21 protein-coding genes and 1 riboswitch are annotated in these 25,760 nt (G+C 43.7%); of the genes, 11 read left to right on the top strand and 10 right to left on the bottom strand.

Going from position 1 to position 25,760, the window contains the following annotated elements:
* Positions 1 to 35: 35 nt before the first annotated feature.
* The 8 genes from benE to H0S56_RS07175 form a co-directional block, all read right to left on the bottom strand.
* Positions 36 to 1,256: a benzoate/H(+) symporter BenE gene (benE, locus tag H0S56_RS07140; protein ID WP_004731109.1), complete on the bottom strand. Its 1,221-nt coding sequence runs from the start codon at positions 1,254 to 1,256 to the stop codon at positions 36 to 38.
* A 58-nt stretch (positions 1,257 to 1,314) separates the two neighbouring features.
* Positions 1,315 to 2,100: a benzoate diol dehydrogenase BenD gene (benD, locus tag H0S56_RS07145; protein WP_071320741.1), complete on the bottom strand. Its 786-nt coding sequence runs from the start codon at positions 2,098 to 2,100 to the stop codon at positions 1,315 to 1,317.
* 17 nt (positions 2,101 to 2,117) lie between these two features.
* Positions 2,118 to 3,134: a benzoate 1,2-dioxygenase electron transfer component BenC gene (gene benC / locus H0S56_RS07150; protein WP_153566401.1), complete on the bottom strand. Its 1,017-nt coding sequence runs from the start codon at positions 3,132 to 3,134 to the stop codon at positions 2,118 to 2,120.
* A 90-nt stretch (positions 3,135 to 3,224) separates the two neighbouring features.
* A complete protein-coding gene (benB, locus tag H0S56_RS07155; RefSeq protein WP_005096959.1) occupies positions 3,225 to 3,716 on the bottom strand; it encodes a benzoate 1,2-dioxygenase small subunit in 492 nt (163 codons plus the stop codon).
* Positions 3,713 to 5,101: a benzoate 1,2-dioxygenase large subunit gene (gene benA / locus H0S56_RS07160; RefSeq protein WP_153566402.1), complete on the bottom strand. Its 1,389-nt coding sequence runs from the start codon at positions 5,099 to 5,101 to the stop codon at positions 3,713 to 3,715. Before benA ends, benB begins: the two co-directional genes overlap by 4 nt.
* 71 nt (positions 5,102 to 5,172) lie before the next feature.
* Positions 5,173 to 6,093, bottom strand: a complete 921-nt coding sequence (gene catA, locus H0S56_RS07165) for a catechol 1,2-dioxygenase (RefSeq protein WP_153566403.1) — start codon at positions 6,091 to 6,093, stop codon at positions 5,173 to 5,175.
* Positions 6,094 to 6,247: 154 nt separating this feature from the next.
* Positions 6,248 to 6,538, bottom strand: coding sequence for a muconolactone Delta-isomerase (gene catC / locus H0S56_RS07170; protein ID WP_004647036.1), 291 nt, complete (start codon positions 6,536 to 6,538; stop codon positions 6,248 to 6,250).
* Between the two features lie 13 nt (positions 6,539 to 6,551).
* The gene (locus tag H0S56_RS07175; protein ID WP_005246249.1) at positions 6,552 to 7,661 is read right to left on the bottom strand and encodes a muconate/chloromuconate family cycloisomerase; all 1,110 of its coding nucleotides are present in this window, start codon (positions 7,659 to 7,661) and stop codon (positions 6,552 to 6,554) included.
* 115 nt (positions 7,662 to 7,776) lie between these two features.
* Between H0S56_RS07175 and H0S56_RS07180 the strand changes: the two genes are divergently transcribed.
* From H0S56_RS07180 to H0S56_RS07190, 3 genes are all read left to right on the top strand, one after another.
* Entirely contained in the window at positions 7,777 to 8,688 is a 912-nt protein-coding gene (locus H0S56_RS07180; RefSeq protein ID WP_168386886.1) for a LysR family transcriptional regulator, read from the top strand.
* 230 nt (positions 8,689 to 8,918) lie between these two features.
* Positions 8,919 to 10,292, top strand: a complete 1,374-nt coding sequence (locus tag H0S56_RS07185; RefSeq protein ID WP_039902227.1) for an MFS transporter — start codon at positions 8,919 to 8,921, stop codon at positions 10,290 to 10,292.
* A gap of 108 nt (positions 10,293 to 10,400) precedes the next feature.
* Positions 10,401 to 11,723 carry a DcaP family trimeric outer membrane transporter gene (locus H0S56_RS07190; RefSeq protein WP_039902226.1) on the top strand — a complete coding sequence of 441 codons (1,323 nt, stop codon included), beginning with the start codon at positions 10,401 to 10,403 and terminating at the stop codon, positions 11,721 to 11,723.
* 48 nt (positions 11,724 to 11,771) lie between these two features.
* Here the strand turns inward: H0S56_RS07190 and H0S56_RS07195 are convergent, their stop codons facing one another.
* Entirely contained in the window at positions 11,772 to 13,193 is a 1,422-nt protein-coding gene (locus H0S56_RS07195) for an aminotransferase-like domain-containing protein (RefSeq protein WP_004280396.1), read from the bottom strand.
* Between the two features lie 378 nt (positions 13,194 to 13,571).
* Here H0S56_RS07195 and H0S56_RS07200 point away from each other — a divergent pair, with 378 nt between their 5' ends.
* The 4 genes from H0S56_RS07200 (at position 13,572) to H0S56_RS07215 (ending at position 18,349) form a co-directional block, all read left to right on the top strand.
* On the top strand, positions 13,572 to 15,209 hold the full coding sequence (locus H0S56_RS07200) for a long-chain-fatty-acid--CoA ligase (protein WP_005246259.1): 1,638 nt from the start codon (positions 13,572 to 13,574) through the stop codon (positions 15,207 to 15,209).
* A gap of 298 nt (positions 15,210 to 15,507) precedes the next feature.
* Positions 15,508 to 16,530 carry a flavin reductase family protein gene (locus H0S56_RS07205; RefSeq protein WP_195726014.1) on the top strand — a complete coding sequence of 341 codons (1,023 nt, stop codon included), beginning with the start codon at positions 15,508 to 15,510 and terminating at the stop codon, positions 16,528 to 16,530.
* A 42-nt stretch (positions 16,531 to 16,572) separates the two neighbouring features.
* Positions 16,573 to 17,739, top strand: a complete 1,167-nt coding sequence (locus H0S56_RS07210) for a fatty acid desaturase family protein (protein ID WP_004280392.1) — start codon at positions 16,573 to 16,575, stop codon at positions 17,737 to 17,739.
* Between the two features lie 259 nt (positions 17,740 to 17,998).
* Positions 17,999 to 18,349: a hypothetical protein gene (locus H0S56_RS07215; RefSeq protein WP_004280391.1), complete on the top strand. Its 351-nt coding sequence runs from the start codon at positions 17,999 to 18,001 to the stop codon at positions 18,347 to 18,349.
* A 69-nt stretch (positions 18,350 to 18,418) separates the two neighbouring features.
* Here H0S56_RS07215 and H0S56_RS07220 read toward each other — a convergent pair whose 3' ends face one another.
* A complete protein-coding gene (locus tag H0S56_RS07220) occupies positions 18,419 to 19,147 on the bottom strand; it encodes an HAD family hydrolase (RefSeq protein WP_004280390.1) in 729 nt (242 codons plus the stop codon).
* Between the two features lie 281 nt (positions 19,148 to 19,428).
* Here H0S56_RS07220 and H0S56_RS07225 point away from each other — a divergent pair, with 281 nt between their 5' ends.
* The 4 genes from H0S56_RS07225 to uca all read left to right on the top strand — a co-directional run bounded on the left by H0S56_RS07225 (position 19,429) and on the right by uca (position 25,709).
* Positions 19,429 to 20,322 (top strand): LysR family transcriptional regulator, encoded by an 894-nt coding sequence (locus H0S56_RS07225; RefSeq protein WP_004280389.1) that lies wholly within the window; start codon positions 19,429 to 19,431, stop codon positions 20,320 to 20,322.
* Between the two features lie 207 nt (positions 20,323 to 20,529).
* Positions 20,530 to 20,643: riboswitch (guanidine-I (ykkC/yxkD leader) on the top strand.
* Between the two features lie 29 nt (positions 20,644 to 20,672).
* The gene (locus H0S56_RS07230; protein ID WP_004280388.1) at positions 20,673 to 21,410 is read left to right on the top strand and encodes an urea amidolyase associated protein UAAP1; all 738 of its coding nucleotides are present in this window, start codon (positions 20,673 to 20,675) and stop codon (positions 21,408 to 21,410) included.
* A gap of 11 nt (positions 21,411 to 21,421) precedes the next feature.
* On the top strand, positions 21,422 to 22,084 hold the full coding sequence (locus H0S56_RS07235) for an urea amidolyase associated protein UAAP2 (protein WP_195726015.1): 663 nt from the start codon (positions 21,422 to 21,424) through the stop codon (positions 22,082 to 22,084).
* Between the two features lie 4 nt (positions 22,085 to 22,088).
* Complete coding sequence (uca, locus tag H0S56_RS07240; RefSeq protein ID WP_195726016.1) at positions 22,089 to 25,709, top strand: urea carboxylase; 3,621 nt, start codon at positions 22,089 to 22,091, stop codon at positions 25,707 to 25,709.
* Positions 25,710 to 25,760: the final 51 nt, after the last annotated feature.

A 25,760-nucleotide genomic window follows, 5' to 3' on the forward strand; every position in this document is an offset into this window, starting at 1 on the left:
TCTGGTCCTTACATATCCTAAACTGATGGATGTCTTTAAACTCGTTTTGAATCTGATGCTGTAACCGGAACTGCGTTACGGTTTTTCTGTGACAGCAGAAAATGTGCGACTAAGCCAATGCAAATTCCCCAAAAGACTGAACTCAGTCCCAAGAAATGCATGCCGGAAGCAGTCGCTAAAAAGGTAATCAGTGCTGCATCACGTTGTGATTCTTTGCCCATGGCCACGGAAATGTTGGTAGCAATCGCACCCAGTAATGCCAGTCCTGCCAAAGCCGCAATCAACTCTTTGGGCATCAGGCTAAACAGCATGACAATGCTGCCGGCAAATAAGCCGCCTAAAATATAAAAAAGCCCATTGGCCACGCCGGCGATATAACGCTTTTCTTTCAGCTCGTGTGCGTCTTTGCCTAAACACAATGCAGCTGTGATCGAGGCCAATACGATGGTAATACCACCTACACAGGCCACTGCAAGCGAGGCAATACTGGTTGCGCTTATGATTGGCTTAGCGGGCATGTCATAACCACTGAGTTTGATAATCGCCATTCCCGGTAAAAACTGGCCAGACAGGCTGACCAGAATGAGCGGGAGGGCCAGATTCAGGGTTGAACTCCAGGTCCATTCCGGTGCAATAAATTGCGGAATCGCCAGACTGAAATCTGCCGTGACCGGGTTAATCTTGCCCAGCAGCATGCTTAAAACCACACCGGCAATCAGCACCCAGACCATGGCATAGCGTGGACTGAAACGCTTGGCCAGCAAAAATACCGCCAGCATGCCAAAGACGATATAGGGCATGGTATCGGTCGCGGTGAACAGCCCTAAACCAAACTGCAGTAAAATCCCTGCCATCATCCCGGCAGCCACTTCCTGAGGAATCCAGGACAGTAACTTGTCGAAATAACCGGTGATCCCAATGAAAAAAATCACCACAGCAGAGGTGATATAGGCAGCAACCGCTTCATTGAGTGAAATATCGGGAAACAGCGTGACTAATAAAGCCGTTCCGGGCGCAGACCAGGCGGTGACGACAGGTATTTTGTATTTAATTGATAAAAAGATACCTGCGAGCGCAGCACCAATAGAAATTCCCCAAATCCATGAAATCATCATGTCCGGGGAAACTTGGGCTTGCTGAGCCGCCTGGAAAAAAATGATCAGTGGCCCCGAATAGGAGATCAGGACTGCTAAAAATCCTGCAACAGTGGCTGAAATGGACCAATCATTTTTTAATGTCTGAAACAGGGTGTTCATTGGTGATGTGCCTCCTTGCGTCGAACCATGAGCCTGTTAAAAATCGTGATGATCAGGATTAGCCCTGATCACCACCACCGACCGGTACTACTGTACCTGTCATATAAGATGATTCATCCGAAGCCAAGAATACAATTGCATTCACTTGCTCCTGAATCGTACCGTAGCGTCCCATGAAAGTACGGTCAATGGTCTGATCAACCACTTGCTGCATCCATTGTTTTTCAGATTCAGTCAGTGGATTGGCATTGCGCGGTACTTTACGTGGTGGTGCTTCAGTACCACCTGTCGCGATTGCATTGACACGGATTCCGTCTTTAGCATGTTCAAAGGCAAGGGAAGCGGTCAGGCCGTTCACACCACCTTTCGATGCCGAATATGGCACACGGTTAATGCCGCGTGTCGCAATAGAAGATACGTTTACAATGGTACCTTTCTGATTTTTAATCATTTCCGGAAGTACTGCACGGCAGCACCACAGCGTCGGGAACAATGAACGGTTCACTTCCTTGATAATTTCCTCTTCAGAAAATTCTTCGAAAGGTTTCATCCAGATCGCGCCACCCACGTTGTTGATTAACGCATCGACACGGCCATAGGTTTCTAGGGCTTTTTCAACGACTGACTGGGCACCAGCAAACGTTTCCAGATTGGCTTTCACGGTAATCGCATCACCGCCAGTCGCTTCAATTTCAGCCAGAACTTCTTCCACATAAGGGGAAAGGTCAGCCATGACGACTTGAGCACCTTCGCTCGCCACTTGCAGCGCGACACCACGACCGATGCCTTGCGCGGCACCGGTCACGATTACGACTTTATTTTCAAATCTTTGACGATTAGACATTGAACAAATTCCCTCTATTAGTTGGCAGAGAATTTTTCAAACAGGAAGCTTGCAGGTTTTACGCCTTCAGCATCCAGCCAGCCGCGAACCGCTTCAACCATTGGTACAGGGCCACACAGGTAGACATCTACATCACCGCCATTTAGCCATTCGTTTTCGATATGACCGGTTACATAGCCTTTACGCTCATGTGCAGATTCCGGGTTAGCAACCACTGTGCGGTATTCGAACCATGGGAATTTGTCTTGCAGTTCGTTCAGTTTTTCAATCGCTACCAAGTCGAAATCATTGGTCACACCAAATACTAAACGCACTGGATGTTCTGAACCTTTTTCTTCCAGTACTTGTAGCATTGACATGAATGGTGCAATACCTGTACCACCCGCCAGCATCAAGACAGGACGGGTCACAGGGCGCAGGTAGAAGCTACCAAATGGACCAGTAAAGGTCATTTTGTCGCCAGCTTGGGCATTTTTGCTCAAGAATTCACTCATTTTCCCATTCGGTACATTACGTACTACGAAACCAGTCAGACGATTACCCGGTTTTGAGCTGAATGAATAAGAACGGGTCTCTGTGGTGCCTGGAATTCCGACATTGACATATTGACCTGCTAGGAAGTGAATGTCTGGTTGACCTTCATCTAACTGGATATCAAAAGTAATGGTTGAATCAGACAGGTTTTCGACACGAGCCAGCGTACCCTTGAATTCATGAATTTCAGTTTTGCAAACTTCTGAAGAGGCCTGAATCTGGAACACTGCATCTGAAGTCGGTTTACATTGACAAGCCAGAATATAGCCTTCAGCGGCTTCTTCAGGTGTTAGTGCATCTTCAATATAGGTTTCTTCAGGCATGTCAAATGAACCTGATTCACAAAACGCACGACACGTTCCACAAGCACCATCACGGCAGTCCAAAGGAATATTGATCTTTTGACGGTAAGCTGCGTCTGACAGGGTTTCTCCGTCAGAAACAGAAATAAAACGTGTAACGCCATCTTCAAATTGAAGTGCAACATTGTGGTTTGACATGGCTGAATATCCTATATAAATCTTTGTAACTGAGCCTTTCAGCCAATTTTCCATCTGACCGAAAGGCATAACCTGGCTGTATAAACAGTCTTAGAGGTGATAAATGTCGATAACCTGGTTGATGTAATCGTTTTTCAGTACCACATATTTGCTTAAAATCTGCGGTTTATCGCCTGAGAAATCAATTTCATAACGAGACATACCGAAGTAGCTGTAACTTGTTTTGTAACGGAAGCTCAAAGTATTCCAGTTAAAACGTACAGTCACTTTGTCGCCATCACGTTCAACAATTTCAATATTGCTAAGGTTATGGCAGGTACGTGTATCCGGCATGGTTGCAGATGAACGTTCAGTCTTGATCCGGAACACGCGATCTTCTAAACCTTGACGGTCTGGATAGTAAATCAACGAGATTTCAGACTGCGGATCTGTGGTCAGCTTGTCATCATCATCCCAAGCTGGCATCCAGAAAGATGCAGTAGGAGCATAACAAGTTAACCAGTCATCCCATTGTTCATCATCTAAAAAGCGGGCTTCTTGATACAGGAACTGAGCAATATTTTCTAAAGTGATGTCGCTCATGCGTTTTCTCCTTCAGTTGATGCTGCAATTTCTTTCTCAGTCGCAATACCTTTTTTGATCAATTCTAACCAGTACTGGTGCTGAGACAGGTATAGACCTTCATCTTCAGTTTTAATACCAGACAGTTTTGGTTTTAAACCGATTTCGTTGGCTGCATCGTCCGGGCCTTGGATCCAGTGTTTAGAACCGCGACACATATCGTTCCACTCAAGCGCGATACCGGCATAACCCGCCTGACAAGCACGGAATTCTTCCAGGTCATCCGGAGTTGCCATACCTGAAGCGTTAAAGAAGTCTTCGTACTGACGGATACGACGGGTACGCGCTTCTGGCTCTTCGCCTACAGGTGCGATACAGTAGATCGTCACTTCAGTCTTATCGACAGAAATCGGGCGTAGGACACGGATTTGTGAACCGAACTGATCCATGAAGTAAACGTTTGGATAGATACACAGGTTACGTGAACGTTCGATCATCCACTTCGCCATGGCTTCGCCATATTGCGCAGTGTATTCATCTTTCTTGGCAAAGTTAGGACGGTCTTCCGGGTTAGCCCATTGAGTCCAAAGCAGCATATGACCGTGTTCAAAGCCGTAAGAACCACCGCCTTGTTTGCCCCATGCGCCTGCGCTCATGGCACGGATGTTGTCACCCGCCTGTTTTTCTTTACGTTGCTGAGTGGTTGCAGCATAGTTCCAATGTACAGCAGACACGTGATAACCATCAGCACCGTTTTCAGCAGTCAACTTCCAGTTACCTTCATAGGTATAAGTCGAAGAACCACGTAAAACTTCCAGACCTTGTTCAGACTGATCCACGATCATGTCAATGATTTTGGTCGCTTCACCCAGGTATTCTTCCAGAGCAGGGACATCCGGATTCAAGCTGCCGAACAGGAAACCTTTATAGCTTTCAAAACGCGCAACCTTTTTCAGGTCATGTGAACCGTCTTTGTTAAAGCAGTCTGAATAACCCGCTTCAGCCGGATCTTTAACTTTTAATAACTTGCCGGAGTTATTGAACGTCCAGCCATGGAATGGGCAAGTATAAGTTGCTTTATTGCCTTTCTTGTTACGGCATAATTGTGCACCGCGATGCGAACAGGCATTGATCATTGCATTCAGTTCACCTTGACGGTTACGCGCAATGATGATCGGCTGACGACCCATATAGGTAGTATAGAAGTCGTTATTGTTTGGAATCTGGCTTTCATGTGCTAGATAAACCCAGTTGCCTTCAAAGATGTATTTCATCTCAAGGTCAAACAGGGCCTGGTCTGTAAATACTGAACGGTGTAGTTTAAATTCACCAGATTCATAATCATCAACCAGTAATTCGTCAATGCGGTCTAAATGGCTGGTGTTAATTACGGGAATACGAGGCATGTCCTTTCTCCGACTTTCCAAGGGGGAAGTCAGCGGGATATATCTCAAGGCATATCCCGCTTCTTAATGTATTAAGCGCTAGCGCGGCGACGATCAACTTCAGTAGAAGGTGCGTCTTGTTTCTCTTTCACGAGTTCAATATCAAATTGAATGTGTTTGAAAGGACCGTTTAGACTACGTTTTGCAATTTCAGCTTCATCAGTCACGTCAACCGCAGTTGCAACCAAGCCTTCACGAGTAGCGAATGCAAAGTCATCCCACAGGTATTGGTCGCCTTCAATATTGAATTGAGTAGTCAGCTTGCGGTAACCCGGTGCAGATACGAAGTAATGTACGTGCGATGGACGGTTACCGTGACGGCCTAGTTTGTCCAGTACAAACTGAGTTGTACCTTCTGGAGGGCAGCCATAACCCACTGGCATTGTAGTCAATGCAGTATATTGACCATCGGCAGCGGTAATGATGCTGCGACGCAAGTTAAAGTCAGACTGTGACTTGTCAAAGAATGAGTAGTTGCCCAGGCTGTTTGCATGCCAGATTTCAACTTTGGCACCTTCAACACGGTTGCCGTCAGTATCCGTCACTGTACCTTCAATGATTAAAGTCGGGATTTTGCCTTCTTCAGAACCATCATCCATACGCGCAAAGCTTACAGTTTCAGGTGCGCCAGCGACATAAAGTGGACCTTCAATCGTACGTGGCGTACCGCCAGTAATGCCTGCTTTAGCATCCGCTTCATCAGCACGTAAGTCTAGGTAATGCTCCAGACCCAAACCTGCAGCCAATAAACCTAATTCGTTCGCTTGACCGGCATCAGTAAAGTATTCCAGACCTTTCCACAGTTCTGACTGAGAAATATCAAGATCTTCGATAGCCTGGAAAAGGTCGCCCAATAAACGCACAACAACTTGTTGTACACGTTCATCTACAGGACCTGTCGCTGTATCAACGTTCATTTGCTTAACTAATGCATCAATTTCTTGGCGATTCATACTATTGCTCCTAAAGTATGTCTTTCATCTTTTAGTGGCGCACTTTTTTAGCTTTCATTGGCTGGCTAAATCTGGCTGGCCACAATCCTTGTTGAGGTACCCTCTGTTTTCGATTCGGAAGGGGAATCCGGTGACTCCCAATCCGCTCATTTAATCAACTGTCGTCATCTCGAACTGAAGATGGGTGACGGTTTAATGCCATTACTTCAATATTCATATAAGGATAGAGAGGCAAGCCTTGTAGCAGGTTGTGCAACTCTTCATTGCTTTCAACATCAAAAATACTGATATTTGAGTACTGGCCCGTGATGCGCCAGATATGACGCCATTTGCCTTGACGCTGCAATTCCTGTGAATAAGCCTTTTCAACAGCCTTAATTTCGTTTGCCTGTTCAACTGGCAGATCACGTGGAATGTTTACATCCATACGTACGTGGAAAAGCATGGGTTTCTCCTAATTACTGACGACGCAAGTTGTCAATCTTGTTTTCATCCAACTCAATCCCCAGACCTGGTCCTTTCGGAATCTCAAGTTCAAAGTTTTGATAGTTGAGTGGGGTTTTCAAAATATCTTCAGTCAGCAGTAGAGGACCAAACAGCTCGGTACCGAACGCCAGACTTTCAAAAGTAGAGAACACATGTGCCGAAGCAATTGTGCCCACCGGGCCTTCCAGCATGGTGCCGCCATACAGGTCAATACCTGCAAGTTTGGCAATCTTGCCTACTTCACAGCCTTCAATCAGGCCACCTGACTGGGCAACTTTGACCGCAAACACAGAAGAACCGTTTTGTTTGGCAATCTCATACGCTGAGTGCGGGCCCATTAACGATTCGTCTGCCATGATGGCAACATCAAAACGTCGGGTCAGACGGCGCATGGCATCCAGGTTATCAATTGCACATGGCTGTTCAATCAGATCAACACCGCCATCTTGCAATAACTGAATGCCTTTAATCGCTTCCAGTTCTGACCAGGCACGGTTCACATCCACACGGATCGAAACGTCTTTGCCTAAGGCTTTCTTAATTGCCAGAACATGTTCGACATCTTCTTCTACCGGACGCGAACCGATTTTGAGTTTGAAAATGTTGTGACGTTTTGCCGCAACCATTTTCTCTGCTTCTGCAATATCTTTTTCGGTATTGCCAGAAGCCAATACCCAAAGAACTGGAATACTGTCACGTAAGCGGCCACCGAGGACTTCGCTTAATGGCAAACCTAAACGTTGTGCCTGAATGTCTAAAAGTGCAGTCTGAATCGCACATTTAGCAAAACGGTTACCATTAATATTCTTTTTGATTGCTTGTAATGTCTGTGCAACATTTAAACCGGATAATGTTTTTAAAAGAGGCGCAAAATAAGTTTCAATATTAACTTTTACGCTTTCCGGGCTTTCATCACCATAACCTAAGCCACCGATAGTTGTTGCTTCACCCCAACCGATGTAACCATCTTCATTGGTGATTTTGACCAATACCAGGGTCTGGGTTTGCATCGTCGCCACTGCCATCTTGTGAGGGCGAATGGTTGGGATTTCTACCAGCAAGGTTTCAACTGACTTATACATAATACGGGTTCACATTCTTGCTTTAATGCTTTGACTTGATATACCTTAAAAGAATAATGTTGATTGGTCTAAGATCGATTTAGCATTTTTTTATACTTTAAAGGTATTCAGAGACATGGAACTCAGACATTTGCGTTACTTCGTTGCCGTCGTCGAAGAACAAAGTTTTACCAAAGCGGCAGAAAAACTGTTTATTGCTCAACCACCTTTGAGCCGACAGATCCAAAATCTAGAGCAAGAGCTCGATATTCAGCTATTTGAGCGTGGTAGCCGCCCGCTAAAAACCACTGAAGCCGGTCAATTTTTCTATCAGCATGCTGTTAAACTTTTGTCTAATGCTGAAGAAATAAAATCGATGACCAAGCGGATTGGCATCGCGGATCGCACTATTAGCATTGGTTTTGTCGGATCTTTATTATTCGGTTTACTATCGCGTATTGTGTTTCTATTTAAGCAGCAGCATCCTTATCTCAAAATCGAGATGATGGAAATGAATACCTATGAACAGATTCAGGCGCTGAAAGAAGGAAGAATTGATGTCGGTTTCGGCCGTTTAAGAATTTCGGATCCTGCGATAAAACGCGTGTTATTGCGTGAAGAACGCCTAGTGGTGGCAGCTCATTCAAGTCATGTACTGGGTCATCGTGAAAATATACATTTATCTGAACTGGTCGATCAGCATCTGTTCTTATATCCGAATACTGGAAAGGCAAATTTCTCTACCCAGGTTCGTGGCATATTTTCTGAGTATGGTCTTGAACCGAAAAATATCCGGATTGTCCGTGAGTTACAGCTGGCACTGGGCTTTGTCGCTGCCGGAGAAGGCGTCTGCATCGTACCGGAAAGCGCACAAAACATTAAATTAGCCCATCTCAACTTTGTACCTCTAGCAGATGCTTTTGCAGTGAGTCCTGTCTTTATGGCGATGCGCAATATGGATGAAAGCGAATACATTCGTTACCTGTTTGATGCTGTGTATCAAGTCTATGATCTTGAAGCGCTAAAATACGATCGATCGGTATTTTAATCGCTAAAAATCGTGTGAATGATATAGCACCAAAAACCGATGAGGACGTGATAAAAACAACCTGTTTTAGAAAACATAATGATTGAGTAATATATTTATTAATTAATTGAATATTTTAATTTGACCCAGACCTTATAGGTATAAAGCCATGCCTATTCAGTTTTAGACATTTTTTCCTATTTTCTGCATTGTGAGCAGCATAAGTTGAACTTCACAATCTGGAGGTGGAGATGTCTACAAATAAAGTGAATATAAATACGCTGATTGACGAGGCAAAGTTTACGCCCTTTCATTGGGGAGTATTGATCTGGTGTTTGCTGATCATTATTTTTGACGGTTATGACCTGGTGATCTATGGGGTGGCGTTGCCGCTGCTGATGCAAGAATGGTCGCTAAGTGCGGTGCAAGCGGGAATGCTGGCCAGTACTGCCTTATTCGGGATGATGTTTGGTGCCATGAGTTTCGGCACTTTGTCCGATAAACTCGGCCGTAAAAAGACCATCATGATCTGTGTGGCTATTTTTAGTGGGTTTACCTTTATCGGTGCCTTTGCCACATCACCAGTCGAATTCGGGATTTTACGTTTCCTGGCTGGTCTTGGAATTGGCGGTGTCATGCCTAACGTCGTGGCATTGATGACCGAATATGCCCCTAAACGCATCCGCAGCACGCTGGTTGCCCTGATGTTTAGTGGTTATGCCATTGGCGGGATGACTTCTGCGCTACTCGGTGCATGGTTGGTACCTCAATTTGGCTGGAAAATCATGTTCCTGCTTGCCGGTATTCCATTGCTCATCTTGCCGATTCTATGGAAATATTTACCAGAATCCCTGATGTACCTGACCAACAAGCAACAGACGGCTCAAGCACATACTATTATTCAGAAAATTTCTCCGACACAGGTCATTACCAGTGACACCCAGTTTGTACTGAATGAAGTGCAAAAAGGGGATGAAGCACCATTAAAAGCACTGTTTCAACAAGGCCGTAGCTTCAGTACCTTTATGTTCTGGCTGGCATTCTTTATGTGCCTGTTAATGGTCTATGCACTGGGTAGCTGGTTGCCAAAACTCATGATTCAGGCAGGTTACTCGCTGGGTGCAAGTATGATCTTCCTGTTCGCGCTGAATATTGGTGGAATGGTGGGTGCCATTGGTGGTGGGTATCTCGCAGATAAATTCCATATCAAAAAAGTGCTGACTATCATGTTCTTATGCGGTGCCATTGCATTGATTCTGCTTGGCTTTAACAGTCCGCAATTCGTGCTGTATACCTTGATTGCTGTGGCAGGTGCTGCAACGATTGGCTCACAAATTCTGCTCTATACCTTCGTGGCGCAGTATTATCCATCGACGGTACGTTCTACCGGTATGGGTTGGGCATCAGGTATTGGACGTATTGGTGCGATTGTTGGGCCGGTACTCACTGGTGCTTTATTAACCATGAATTTACCGCATCAAATGAACTTCTTTGCAATTGCGATTCCTGGCGTAATCGCTGCGCTGGCAATTTTCCTGGTGAACTTAAAAACTTCCGTAGATGGCCAAGCCCTTGCAACACCTGATGTGAAGCCGAATCCATTGGCAAAAGAAGCGACACATTAAGTTAGATTTCAATCAATAAAGATAATATTCCCAATGATATAGATCGCCATCGTAACGGGTGGTGATCTGTTGCTAGAATCGAAACGCATAATAAAAAGCGAGTTTAGGATGAACACGACACAATTATTTAATCAACCAACAATCACATTCAAACGCACAGTTCTGATGAGCATGATGGCAATGAGTTTAGGGGGCATCAGCTTATCGACTCAAGCACAAACCTCCACTCAGTCGAATCAGCAGGAAATTGAACAACTGCGCCAGGAAGTTCAGGCCTTACGCGCACTGGTTGAACAACAGCAAAGACAGACGGCTGTGGTCACTGCACATGTTGCAGCAACACCCGCTCCAGCAAGCAAACCTGTCATGAAAATTGCCAGTGGTGCCGAATTTAATCTTTACGGAAATGTCCGAGCCGATGCCTCTTATCAGGTAGAGGGAACCAGTCGAGATTTGCCATACAACCATATTAATGCTGTGGCATTAGAAGGAAATAATGAAAATAGTGATCGTTTAAGATCAACACTTTCTGCTACCCGCTTAGGAATGGACTTCAAAGCACCTGTCGGCGCTGGGGACAAAGCCCTGAGTGGTAAAGTTGAAGTAGACTTTCTGGGCGGTGCAAGCTTTGATAATTTACGTATCCGCCATGCTTATATCAGCTATGCCAACTGGTTAATTGGTCAAACCTGGTCAAACTTTGCGGTACCAGATTATATTCCAGAAACTGTAGATGCACTGGTTTATGCTGGCGGTTCAATTAAACGGACTCCACAAGTTCGTCATACCAGCACCTTCAGCCCGGCTACCAATCTGGTACTGGCGGTAGAAGATCCAAAAGATGGTTCTATTAAGCAGCGTCTACCTGCTTTAACAGCACGGTTAAATCATAAATTTGCTGATAATCTTACCGTTAGTGCGCGTGCCATGGGCCAGGAAAAACGTATCAATGAAGATGAAGAAATGGCGTGGGGTGTGGGTCTGGGAACAAAATATGAAGTTGTACCGGGTACCACTTTAAAAGCGGATTATTATCATGTTAAAGGCGATAGCAGCTTTGTTTCTTTTGCCAATACAGGTGTTGTTGCAGCAGGTGGAAATCTTTACCAAAGTGAATTTGACTCGATTACAGTAGGTATTACCCAGCAGTTTAATGACAAATTGCGCGGTACATTAGGTTATGGTTATATGAATTTTGACCAAGATAATGGCTATCTTACTGCCGTGAATACAAGTACAGTTAACAAAGATCTGTGGCAGGCTTGGGCAAACGTTTTCTATAGCCCAACCAAACCTTTAAGTTTCGGTCTGGAATATATTTATGGTGAACGCGAAGCATATGGGCCTGCATTAAATATTGATGGTGACGTAATTAGTGGTCGTACAGGTGAAGACAACCGAATCAATGCGGTTGCGATTTACAACTTCTAAGACTTCTTTCAATGAGAGAGTCTGATCTGTAACAGAAGCGTGGATGAATTAATCCGCGCTTTTGCTATTTTGAAGAATGGTTTCTGTCAGCAGATTGACTGCATTTTCAATATTGGCTGTCCATTCAAACGAACAATTCAGCCGAATATAATGTTGGCTGGTAGGCTCAGGCTTAAACAGCAGTGCAGGGGCAACTGAAATATGTTGTTGAAGCAATTGTTCATAGAGCTGCTGGGCATCAACTTCTTTAGGAAACTCAATCCAAAGAAAATAACCGCTGGAATAATAGTAAATTTCACAGATGCTTCCCAAACTTGCTTTGAGTTCCTGATAAAATTTCTTTTTATATTTTTCCAGATGCTGCCTTAAATGCCGCAAATGTTTTTCATAATGATGATGTGAAATAAATTCGACCAGCGCATTTTGAAGTAAGGGACTGACTGTTAAAGTGCTCATGAGCTGTAAGTGCTGAATGGCATCGGAAAATGGGCCGGCATACACCCAACCGACGCGTGCACCCATCCCCAGCGTTTTCGAAAATGAGGCGCAGTGCAAAACCATCTGATGCCGATCAAAATATTTAACGGGTAGCGGTTTGGATGAACCATAATTTAATTCCTGATAAACATCATCTTCGATTAAATACACCTGATATTCATACAAGAGTTCCGCAATTCTTTGTTTGATTTCAGAACTGACGGTAAAGCCAATCGGATTATGGGCATTCAGCATCAGCCAGCACACCTTGATCGGATACTGTTTTAAAGCCTGTTCAAATGATTCCAGATCAAAGCCAAACTGTGGATGTTCCGGAATCGTAATCACCTGTAATCCCAGACGCTCGGCTGCCTGCCAGGCACCATAAAATATGGTTTGCTGTAGCAGAATAAAATCACCGGGTTGGGTTAAGGCCTGTAAAGACAGATTCAATGCTTCTAGTGCGCCAGATGTAATGACAATGTCATCCAGATTGCATTTAATCCCTTGTAATTGATAACGATTGGCAATCAGTTGCCTCAAGTCCTGATTCCCGGGCGGCATGTGATTCTGATTGTTATAACTGCTTTTTCTTTTGGCCTGCTGCGCCAGAATCTGCATAAATTTGGCGTTATATAACAGCTCTGCATTGGGAAAGGCAGAACCAAAAGGCACAATTTCGGCTGACTGAGTCGATTTTAAATAATTAAATACCACCGAGTTGATTTGAATTTTAGGATTTAAACCAATCTGTACGAACTGTTTGCTATTGAGCAGTGCTTGAGTGTGTTCTGCAACGTAATAGCCCGATTTGTCTTTGGCATAGACTAGACCTTGTGCTTCAAGTTCCTGATAAGCATTGAGTACCGTCATCAGGCTATAACCAGATAATTGGGTCTGTTCGCGAAGTGAAGGCAATTTTTCATGTGCCTTCCATACGCCATTTTCAATCATCTGACGGATATTCTGTGCCAGTTTTTCAGACTTATACATACACTTTCTTGAACTATAACTGTTCTAATTATTTTGATTTATAGCATATTTTAAGATGCTTAATATAACAAAAGGGAGGACTAGGCTTATTGTCATTCTATTTTTAAGCTTGAGTCTCGATACACGACAATTAAAGTGAAAATCCGGTTTCAGATTTTCTGTGGAAATTTTATCTCTACATAAATTGTATTCCCATTTTTATACGCCTCAGTCACTTGGCTTAATTTGTCACAATTCGATACTTACAAAGTTAGATTTCCTTGCTAAATTCGGTCCACATGATGATAAAAAGTAAGTGACGGTCTAAGACCGAGCCATCATGCAACTATAACAACGATACGAAAATACGGACCAATAACAAGCGCAAAGGAGTGGAGAATGCTCGGAAATATGATGTTTCAGCCTTTACTGATCAGCAGCATGATTGAACATGCAGGACGCTATCATGCCGATACCGAGGTAATTTCCAAAAATACCGATACCAGTATTACAGTGACCAATTGGGGAGAAATTCATCAAAACTCGAAACGTTTTGCCAATGCATTACAACAACTCGGCTTGGCGCAGGGAGATCGGGTCGCGACTATTGCCTGGAATAATCATCGCCATTTAGAGTCCTGGTATGCCATTTCTGGCAGCGGCTTGGTCTGTCATACCATTAATCCTCGCTTATTTCCGGAACAGCTGATTTTTATTATTAATGATGCTGCGGATCGCGTGGTGCTGTTCGATAAAACATTTGTCCCTTTAATTAAAGCCGTGAAAGCGCTGTTGACCTCAGTCGAGCATTTTATCTGTCTGGATGCGGTTGATCCGGCAGTTAGAGAAGCGATTCCAGAAGTACAATTTTATGATGATCTGATTGCCGGGCAAAATACAGAATTTGAGTGGCCAACACTTGATGAAAACTCGGCAAGCTCTTTATGTTATACCTCGGGAACTACGGGCAATCCCAAAGGTGTACTGTTTAGCCATCGTTCTACGGTATTACATAGCTATGCCATCATTTTACCTGACTCCTTAAATGTCTCAGCTGCCGATATTATGTTGCCTGTGGTGCCTATGTTCCATGTAAATGCGTGGGGCACGCCGTATGCCGCTGCGATGGTGGGATGCACTCTGGTCCTTCCTGGACCGGGTCTGGATGGCGCCAGTCTGGTCAACCTGATTGATACTTATCAGGTTTCGGTAGCACTTGGCGTACCGACCATCTGGCAAGGTTTGATTGCCGCCGCAAACCAGTCAGGCTCCAAACTGGAAAGCCTAAAACGAAATGTAGTGGGTGGATCGGCATGCCCACCGGCCATGTTAAGAGCTTTCAAAGAACAGTTTAATTGTGAAACGATCCATGCCTGGGGCATGACAGAAATCAGTCCACTGGGTACGGCAAATCAGCTCAAGACCAAACATTTACATCTGTCTGATGAAGAAAAATTACAGATTCGGCTGTCCCAAGGTCGTCCACCATTCGGGGTTGACCTACGTTTGACTGATGCAGAAAAAGGGACGCATGAAATTGAGCGTGATGGACAGACCACAGGAAATTTACAGGTGAAAGGGCATTGGGTCATCAGCCATTATTTCGGCAAGGAAGAATCAGCTTTGACTGCAGATGGCTGGTTTGATACCGGCGATATTGCCACGTTGGATCAGGATGGCTTTATGAAACTCAGTGACCGTTCTAAAGATCTAATCAAGTCTGGCGGAGAATGGATTTCATCGGTGGAGCTAGAAAATATTGCCATGGGGCATCCGGAAATTGCGATGGCAGCCGTAATTGCCGCCCAGCATCCTAAATGGGATGAGCGCCCGGTATTGATTGCCATTAAAAAACCGGATAGCCAGCTAAGTGAAACTGATTTGCTAGATTATTATGCGGACAAGGTAGCCAAATGGCAGATTCCAGATCGAGTCGTATTTGTTGATGCGATCCCTCTCAGTGGTACCGGTAAAATGCTGAAAAAGGATCTGCGTGAATTATATGGTACTATTCTTTTGGAACAGGTGGCAGGTTAACGCATCATTTAAGCTGAAAATCCTAACATGAAGTCAAAAAACTGATCTCTATGAGAGGTCAGTTTTTTTATGTATAGGCTAAGCAGCGTTGTCGGTTTAAAAATGCTTTTTCTCAATCCATATGGCCTTGATCGCTACTTTTAGACGATATTGTCCGACAAAAAGTCATATTATATGGCTTAGGAACATAATTTGACCTGTATTGACATGGTCTGAATGTGAGAATTCTTTATCCTGAGCAATATAATAATTAGACAGTTGTACATTAATGGAACTGTCTGCGGATAAGGGGATAAAAATGACAAGCATGCCAACCTATCAGCCGCATTGGATCCGGGAAGATTTCATTGATTTTATTGGTGAAAAAATTCATCCAACCTGGGCAATCAAAAAAGTTAAGGCTGCCGTTATGGGTATTCAAGCCATCAGCCCTGACTTTTTCAAGATTCACTTACGTCCAAATCATAATTTTAAAGCCAAGTCATTTCAGGCCGGCCAGAATATTGCAGTGACTGTTAGACTCGATGGCGTACGTCATCAGCGACATTATTCTGTGGTCACTGTATTGAAAAATGGTGATCTGATCATTGCGGTTAAACAGCAGGGCAAAGTGTCACATGCCTTAAGCCTGATGCAAATTGGTGCCGTGATCGAAATATCACAGCCGCAAGGCGAGTTCACATTGCAAAAATCCACCCAGCCGATTTTATTTCTGGCTTCAGGCAGTGGTATTACCGCAATTTATTCCTTGCTGCAAAAAGCAGTCATTCAGTCTCTGGAACAGATCGACCTGATTTATTTCACTCGAGATGATGCCTTTCATGCTGAACTGAAAACCTTGGCTCTCATGCATCCAAACTTGAAATATCACCATTTCAATACCGTGGAACACCAGCAGCATCTGACGCAGAGCTTATTGCAAAAGCTGGTGCCAGACTTTGCAGAACGAAAAATTTACGCCTGTGGCTCTGCCGGGATGATGAAAGCTGCACTGAAAATCGTTGATAAACTGGATTTGAAATCCAATTTTCATTCGGAATATTTCCAGGTTGTAATCGATGAAAAAATTAAAGCACAGCCGGTACAGTTTTTAAGATCGCAGCAAGAGTTTCAGGCACAGTCCAATTTACTGGAAAGTGCCGAAAAATCCGGCTTGCGACCAGCACATGGTTGCCGGATGGGTATCTGCAATACCTGTTCCTGTATCAAGGTCAGTGGTTCGGTACGAAATGTCCTGACTGGTGAAATTGATCATGGTAATAATACCCAGATCAAACTGTGCATTTCTCAGGCAGTGAGTCCTGTGGTGATTAATCTATAAACTATTGATAAGCCATTAATTAAACTATAAGAAGGTGCTCCCATGAATATGCAAATCGATTTTAAACGACATAGCAAAAGCCAATTTCTCAATCCGGAACAGATTGAGGAATTCGGTGCCAAAGTCGATGCGATCCGCCGCGAGGTCATGGATGATCTGGGGGAAAAAGACGCCGAATATATTTATAAAATCCGCAACTTTGTCCGCTATAGTGAAATTGCCTCACGCGGCATGCTGATGTTTGCCGGCTGGTTGCCACCGGTATGGCTGGCGGGGACAGGTCTGCTCGGTCTTTCCAAAATCGTGGAAAATATGGAACTCGGCCACAATGTCATGCATGGCCAGTTCGACTGGATGAATGATCCGAGTCTGAACGGTGCGACCTATGACTGGGATACGATTTCAACCGGCGATGACTGGAAATACACCCATAACTATATTCACCATGCCTATACCAATATCGTCGGAATGGATCATGATGTCGGTTATGGTCTGATTCGGGTCAGTGAATCGCAGAAGTGGGAACCACGCTTTCTGTTCAATATTCCACTGGGCATTCAGTTAATGGTATTTTTCGAATGGTATGTTGGCCTGCAACGCCTGCATCTGGAAGATGTGATTGCCTATAAAACCAAGACCTGGAAAGAAGTCTGGGAAGAGGCAGCACCTTTACGCCAGAAAATGCGCCGTCAGGTGTTAAAAGATTATGTATTTTTCCCGCTCATTGCCGGCCCAAACGCCATTCCGGTATTTACCGGAAATGCGGTGGCCAATGTGATTCGCAGTCTATGGGCTTCTGCTGTCATTTTTAACGGTCATTTCACTGAAGATGCTGAAACCTTTGAAATGGACAATACTGACAATGAAACCCGTGCCGAGTGGTATTTACGCCAGATTCGTGGTTCGAGCAATTTTAGTGGAACAACCTGGCTACATATCTTGAGTGGCAATTTGAGCCATCAGATTGAGCATCATCTATTCCCGGACATGCCCGCCAATCGCTATGCGCAGGTTGCGCCAAAAATCAAAGCGCTCTGTGCAGAATATGGTATTCACTATAACGAAGCCAGCTTCATGAAACAGTTTTCTACAGTGTGGGTAGGTCTGGCTAAATGTTCTCTACCGAATCACTGGACCGAGCAAGTGGTTGAAAAAACCCATGCTGCCAAGTCTGTATTCAACTACTTTAAAGCGAAACTATTGTCATAATTTTTAAGCGTTACTTATTCACCATTTTGGTACTCCTCAATAGATTTGGATGGTCTATTGAGGAATTTTTTTTAAGTTTTATCAGATTTAATATCATTAGAATAATCCTGTTTATGAATAAAATATGGATACAGATTTCAAAAAATGACGAAAGCAAAACAGATCCAGTACTGCTGAAACGCTTTGCCTACAACAACCTGCTTCAGCTCTAAAGGCTTCTCTCTATAATGGCCGCGTCGTTACACTCAAGGTCTCAGTTTTGAAACATCTTAAATATTTTTCAGCAATTCCATTATTAGTACTTTTAACTGCTTGTAACACCACTGAAGCACCCGCACCAGATTATCAGGGCAACTGGAAAAACACCGTGGAAAATCCAAAACTTGAAAATATTCTGGTTATTTCAAAAAATGGTGAAAATTATCTGATTACCAATACGATCAAAGATAAGGAAACCGGTAAAACCGAGAAAAAGAATCCAATGCCCGCTGCAGTGAACGAAAATGGCATGCTTCAGTTGAACGCAGGTGCAGGTATGGTCGATTTTGCAATCGATGAGAAAACCGGAAATCTGGTTGGTTCAGGCTCAATCTATAAAAAAGCCAAATAGTCAGCAAGATTTTTAAGCCACAAATAGTATTCAAGATGTCATGAACAAGGATGCTTCATGGCATCTTTTTTAGTGGATGTTGTTATTGAATGAACTTAATAATTCAGCAAAATTTTCGACATAATAATTTGCTTTGGCTTTGATCAAATCTATTTCATGAGCGGAGTGCTGGTCATAAATTCCCACTACCTCGATGCCCGCATGATTTGCTGCTTCTACACCGACTAGAGAGTCTTCAATAATTAGACATTCCTCAGGTCGAAGGTTAAAGGCTTGCAAAACATTCAGATAAACTTCGGGATGAGGTTTAATGTTCTGGACATTTTCACGGGTGAGAATCAAGGAAAAGTCCTCATCAAAGCTGATTTTAGAGTTAATATTTCGATTGTTATCCTGATAGCGCTGTACATTGAATAAACTGGTGGTGGTGGTCAAAGCCAGTGATATCTGTTGCTGTTTTAAAGCCTGAATCAGGAGGTCTGCCTGAGGTTTTAACTCGACGATATCATCCAGAAAATGTCGGGAAATACTATAACGACGATTTTTTACTTCTTCTTTAGCTGGTTCAAAACCGTATTGTTCTTTTAAAAATCCACAATATTCCAGATAAGGATCTGACCTATGTCTCAAGGCGGTAAGTTGAAGATCGCGCTGTTGCTGAATCTGAATCTCATGTAAATCGACTTTTCTGTTGGAGAGCTCATCAATCAGGGCTGCATCTACCTGATTCCAGATGCCTACAGAATCAATCAACGTACCATCTAGATCAAAACAGACCAGCTTTTTATCCTGAAACATATAAGATTTCTCTGTATTTTTACCATTTATTCGGTGGGGCTGAGTATATCGCATACGATTTAAATGTTTAACTGACCTGAGCAAACCGGGCTGGAAATTTTACGCTAAGGGACTTTTTAATGGATTTATTCACCTGTTAAAAGTATTTATTTACGGAAAATTACAGCGAGTTTAATCCTGAAAATAGTTGCGAAGTGTTATATTTTAATCTGACCCTCAATAGACTTATGCGGATGAAAGACCTGTCCGAATGATGAGAAAGTTAAAGGAAATGTATTTCTGTGTTTGAACTTGACTGTAAATTGCTCAGTATTTTTTATTATGTCTATAAATTTAAAAACGTATCTCAGGCAGCCGATCATTTAGATATGAGCCAGCCAGCGGTGAGCAATCTGCTGAATAAAATTCGCCAGCATTATGGTGATCCTTTATTTTTACGTATTGGCAATGAAATGCTGCCGACAGACCTGTCCAAACAGCTCTTTCCCTTGGTCAGCGAAGCATTGAGCAAAGTTGAAGCCATTAATAACTTTACTATCAATTTTGATCAGGTCACTTCACAGCAGCGCTTTACACTGGCAATGACTGATGTATCGCATCTGGTACTGTTGCCAAAAATTTCACAGTATCTGAAGCAGCATGCGTCCCATATCCGTCTGAATGTGCGTCCGATTACGTCAGAAACCAGCTATCAAATGGCCAATGGCGAGATTGATCTGGCTTTGGGCTTCTTGCCAAATCTGGAGAATGGCTTTTATCAGCAGAAACTGTTTGAGCAATATTATGTAGTGATCGCGGCGAAAGATCATCCGCGGCTCACGGGTGACAGCATCACGACCGAAGAGTATTTACGTGAAACGCATATCGATATTGATGCCGGGATGGGGCATTACCATATTGAAAATGAATTGCTGAATCTGGAACTTAAGCGTGACATTCTAATGCGTCTGCCAAGTTATCTGGGAGTCGGACTGGTAGTGCAGGAAACCGATGCGATTGCGACCGTGCCTTATTATTTGAGTGAAGTCCTGTTATCACGTGGCAATCTCAAGATCTTTAATGCGCCAATTGCGTTCCCGACCTATTCCGTAAAGCAGTATTGGCATATGTCCTGTCATCATAAAACCAGCCATCAATGGTTACGTAATATGCTGCATGAGATTTTAAGTAAATAACTCTACCGCTTAAATAGTTTGATTGAGTTCTCATCTCTAGATTTTACAATTCCCGGTACAAGCCGGGATTTTTTTATTTTGGTACATCTTGATGCCTTTTTCAGAGCCTTGCACCTGAAGTGATCAGTTCCATCTCAAAAAAAAGTATTACGAATATAAAAAATAGTATTACTAGTTTGGCACGTCCTTTGCATCTATCTACATCATCATAAAGTGATCTAGGGTTCCGATACATGAACATTCATGTAGGTCTGCGACCGAGAGTTCACGGCTAGGTTTGTTCAAACCCAAGCTACACGGAGGGATAAAAGCCCGGGAGGTAAACCGTAAAAAGATTGGGATGGATGCAAATGAGCACAATAACTTATCACGAAGATCAAGTCCTCTGGACTGAACGTTTACCGGGTGGACACCACTGGTCAGCACGCATTCAGCGTGGCGCAGTTTTACAACTCAAATCTTTAGGCGCGAATGCCAATGTTTCACTGTTTTGTGTAAATAGCGAAGACAAGCTTGAAGCCTATAACATGCCAGACAGCTTAAAAGCACAACACACGGCATTTTTAAGTACAGGGCATATTTTAGCGTCTGACCTTGGACGCGCGATGGTATCCATTGTGAAAGATGATCACGGTTGGAACGATGCCTTTTGTGCGCCAAGCACAGCACAGCAAATCGAACAACAGTTTGGTACGCAAACGTTTCAAGATGCGCGTAACGACATGTACCGCAATGGCAAAGACAGTTTGCTTTTAGAGATGACCAAATTTGGATTATCTGCGACCGATCTTAGCAATACTTTAAATCTATTCTCTAAAGTGCAACCAGATGACAACGGTAACTTGTCTTATGTCGTATCTGACAATACTGATCAGGTGATTGAACTACGTTTTGAAATGGATTGTTTGGTGTTTTTATCCAGTGCACCACATGCCTTAGACAATTCTACTGAATATGCACCTGCCGATATTCAGCTCTCACTCTTTAAAGCACTGCCTTTAGGCGACACCGATGTCTGCCGTGATTCATGCCCGCAAAATCAGCGTGCATTCCAAAATAATAACCGCTACTACGCTTTAACTGCTTAAGGGGAATGATCATGACTGCACTCGTAAACCCAACACAAAATCATGAAAAATCAGTACTTAGCGAAGTTTGTCCTGCCGGTGAAGCATGGATGTGTGAAGTCAAAAAAGGCCAGTATTTCTGTATTGTTGATCTTGAAGGTAATCAAGCGGTGGATACTTTGTTTATTTCCGCACATAACCCTGAAGAGCGTTATAGCGCAACCGATACTTTGGCGATGAACCGTCAAATTTATCTAGAAAAAGGTACGACTTTATATACCAACTTTGGCAATAAAATTGCGAGTATTCATGATGACAACTGCGGTCGCCACGATACTTTAGGCGGTGCATGTTCATGTGAAAGTAACACGGTTCGTTATGCGCATGATAAATATCCAATGCACAGTTGCCGTAACAATTTCATGATTGCATTGTCACAACATCCGATTGCGAAAAAGCATGGTCTGAATGTGCGCCATATCGGTCCAAATATTAATTTTTTTATGAATGTACCTGTAACTTCAGATGGTCACCTGAAATTTGATGATGGGATTTCTGCACCGGGCAAATATGTGGAAATTAAAGCTGAGATGGATTTGATTGTGTTGATCTCAAACTGCCCACAACTGAATAACCCATGTAATGCCTATAACCCAACAAAAATTCAACTGATTGTCCGTGAAGGCGAGGTATAAGACTATGACTTTAAAATATGGGTTTAATAAAGTTCTCATCGCCAACCGTGGTGCAATTGCTTGTCGTGTCATCCGTACCCTTAAAAAATTAGGCATCCAATCGGTTGCGGTGTATTCGGAAGCAGATCGTGATTCCTTGCATGTGACTTTAGCGGATGAAGCGGTCTTTATTGGTGATGCACCTGCAAGCCAAAGCTATCTGAATGTCGATAAAATCTTAGAAGTGGCCAAACATACCGGTGCGCAAGCGATTCATCCGGGCTATGGATTCCTGTCTGAAAATGCCGAATTCTGTAATCTCTGTGAAGCACAAGGCATTGTGTTCTTGGGCCCAAATGCCGAGCAAATGAAAGCATTTGGTCTGAAACACACTGCACGTGAATTGGCGATTCAAGCCAATGTACCGTTATTGCCAGGTAGCCAATTATTGGCTGATGAAGCTGAAGCCCTGCTTGAGGCTGAGCGTATTGGCTATCCTGTGATGCTGAAAAGTACCGCAGGTGGTGGTGGTATTGGCATGCGTTTGGTGTGGAATGCGGAGGAGCTGAAAGAAGCTTATGCAACCGTGTCTTATTTAGCGCAAGCCAACTTTAAAGATGCAGGCCTTTACTTAGAAAAATTCGTACAAAATGCTCGTCATATCGAAGTGCAAATCTTTGGTGATGGCAACGGTTTAGTTCTAGCACTGGGCGAGCGTGATTGTTCGGTGCAACGTCGTAACCAAAAAGTCATTGAGGAAACGCCTGCACCACACTTAAACGATACGCAACGTGCCTATATTCAAAATGTCGCGATTCAATTGATGCAATCGGTGAATTACCGCTCGGCAGGTACAGTTGAATTTGTGATGGATACCGACACCCAAGAATTCTATTTCTTGGAAGTGAATACCCGTCTACAAGTAGAGCATGGTGTAACCGAGCAAGTCTTTGGTGTCGATCTAGTGGAATGGATGGTGACTTTAGGCAGTGGCGATTGGGTTGCACCAACATCAAAACTTGAGTCACAAGGACATTCAATTCAAGTGCGTCTTTATGCCGAAGATCCAATCAAAAACTTCCAACCAAGTGCAGGACTTTTGACGCATGTTGAGTTCGATGCCAATGCGCGTAATGAAACTTGGGTAGAAACAGGTTCAAATGTCTCATCATTCTATGACCCGATGATTGCCAAAATCATTGTCACAGCAGATGATCGTGAATCAGCAATTCAAGCCATGACCGAAACATTGGCTAAAACCCAAGTTGCCGGCATTGAAACCAATCTTGAATATCTACAAAACATTATCGACTGCGATGTATTTAAAGCAGGCACGCAAACTACACGCTTTTTGAATACATTCGAGTGGAAAACCCAAAAAATTGAAGTGTTACAAGCGGGTATTCAAACCGCTGTGCAAGATGTCACAGGTCGTTTGGGCTATTGGGATGTCGGTGTGCCACCATCCGGTGCGATTGATCCACTGTCTTTAAATGTGGCGAACCAATTGCTCGGCAATGCACCCAATACCGCAGGTTTAGAATGTACACTCCAAGGACCAAGTTTAAAATTCCATTGCGATAGCCAAATTGTCTTGGCAGGTGGCGATATGCCATCGACGTTGGATGGTGTTGCTGTCCCAATGTGGCAAACTGTGAATGTGCGTAAAGGTCAGATGCTGAAATGTGGCAAGATCGCCACAGGTTGCCGTACTTATATCGGGATTAAAGGTGGTCTGAATGTGCCTGAATATTTAGGCTCACAAGCGACTTTTACCTTGGGTCAGTTTGGCGGTCATGCGGGGCGTAATTTATTGATTGGCGATATGCTTCCAATCACAGCATTTACATCCAATGAAGTGAACGCATTAAGCGAAGATCAAATCCCGATATTCTCAAATACATGGGAAATTGCGGTGATGTATGGTCCACATGGCGCACCTGATTTCTTTACCAAAAACGATATTGATACTTTCTTTGCCAACGAGTTTGAAATTCACTTTAACTCAAGCCGTACCGGTATCCGTTTGATTGGTCCAAAACCTGAATGGGCACGTCAAGACGGTGGCGAAGCAGGTCTGCATCCATCGAATATTCATGACAATGCCTATGCCATTGGGGCAATTGATTTTACAGGTGATATGCCAATTATCTTGGGGCCAGATGGTCCAAGCCTAGGCGGTTTCGTGTGTCCCGCGGTGGTGATCAATTCTGAGCTTTGGAAATTGGGTCAGCTTAAAGCAGGTGATAAAGTCAAATTTGTGCCTGTCAGCTATCATCAAGCGAAATTGCTGAATGAAAAATATCATGCGCAATTAACTGCTGAAGATACGCAAGCTGTGGCATTTGATGAGTCGTTCTATCCTGAAATCAGCACCTTAAAATCTGCCATTTTAGATACTTTAAAAGGTCAAAATGGTACGCCTGATGTGGTGTATCGTCCTGCCGGTAATAATTATATGTTGGTGGAATATGGCGAACTGGTTTTAGATTTAAACTTGCGTTTCCGTATTCATGCACTGATGCAATGGGTCAAAGAGCAAAATATTCCAGGCATTATTGACCTCACACCGGGTATTCGTTCACTGCAAATCCATTTTGATTCGACCCAGCTCGATCAAATTGATTTATTGCGTATGCTTCAAGTGGCTGAAGAGCAATTGCCTGATGTGACGGAATTGCAAGTGCCATCACGTACTGTGTATTTACCGCTTGCGTGGGAAGATTCACAAACTCAACTTGCCACTGAGCGTTATATGCAAACGGTACGACCTGATGCGCCGTGGTGTCCGGACAATATCGAATTTATCCGTCGTATTAATGGCTTAAAAGACAAACAAGCCGTGAAAGATGTGGTCTATAACGCCAGTTATTTGGTCATGGGCTTGGGCGATGTGTATTTGGGTGCACCTGTGGCAACGCCACTTGATCCGCGTCAGCGTTTAGTCACCACCAAATATAACCCTGCACGCACTTGGACACCCGAAAATGCTGTTGGTATTGGCGGTGCGTATATGTGTGTGTACGGCATGGAAGGTCCGGGTGGTTATCAGTTTGTCGGTCGTACCTCACAAATGTGGTCACGCTACCGTAAAAACCCTGATTTTGAGCAAGGTATGCCGTGGTTACTTCGCTTCTTTGACCAGATTAAGTTCTATGAAGTGTCTGAGTCCGAGTTGATGCACATGCGTGAAGACTTTAAAGCAGGTCGTTTAAAACTGCGGATTGAAGAAGGTGTATTGAATCTGAAAGAATACAATGACTTCTTAACTGAAAACCAAGAATCTATTTGTGCCTTTAAAGCGGTGCAACAAGCTAACTTTGATGCAGAGCGCCGTCGTTGGCATGAAGCAGGACTTGCAGAATATGTCTCTGAAAGCCTAGATACGGTGGATGATGGTGAAGGCGTTGAAGTGCCTGAAGGTGGTTGTGCAGTGGAATCGCACATGCCGGGTTCAATTTGGAAAATTGAATGTCAGTCGGGGGATATTGTGGAAGAAGGTGCAACGCTTGCAGTGATTGAAGCGATGAAGATTGAGATTCCGATTATTGCGCCTGAGCGTATGAAGGTTGAAGCGATTACCATTGAAAAAGGGCAAACGGTGAAAACGGGGCAGGTGTTGTTTACGTTGGCGCCAGTGGCTTAAAGAATCCTCCCTAACCCTCCTTTTTCAAAGGAGGGAATTTCCCCTCTTTAT

The organism is Acinetobacter lwoffii, from assembly GCF_015602705.1.
Classification (GTDB): Bacteria; Pseudomonadota; Gammaproteobacteria; order Pseudomonadales; family Moraxellaceae; genus Acinetobacter; species Acinetobacter lwoffii_E.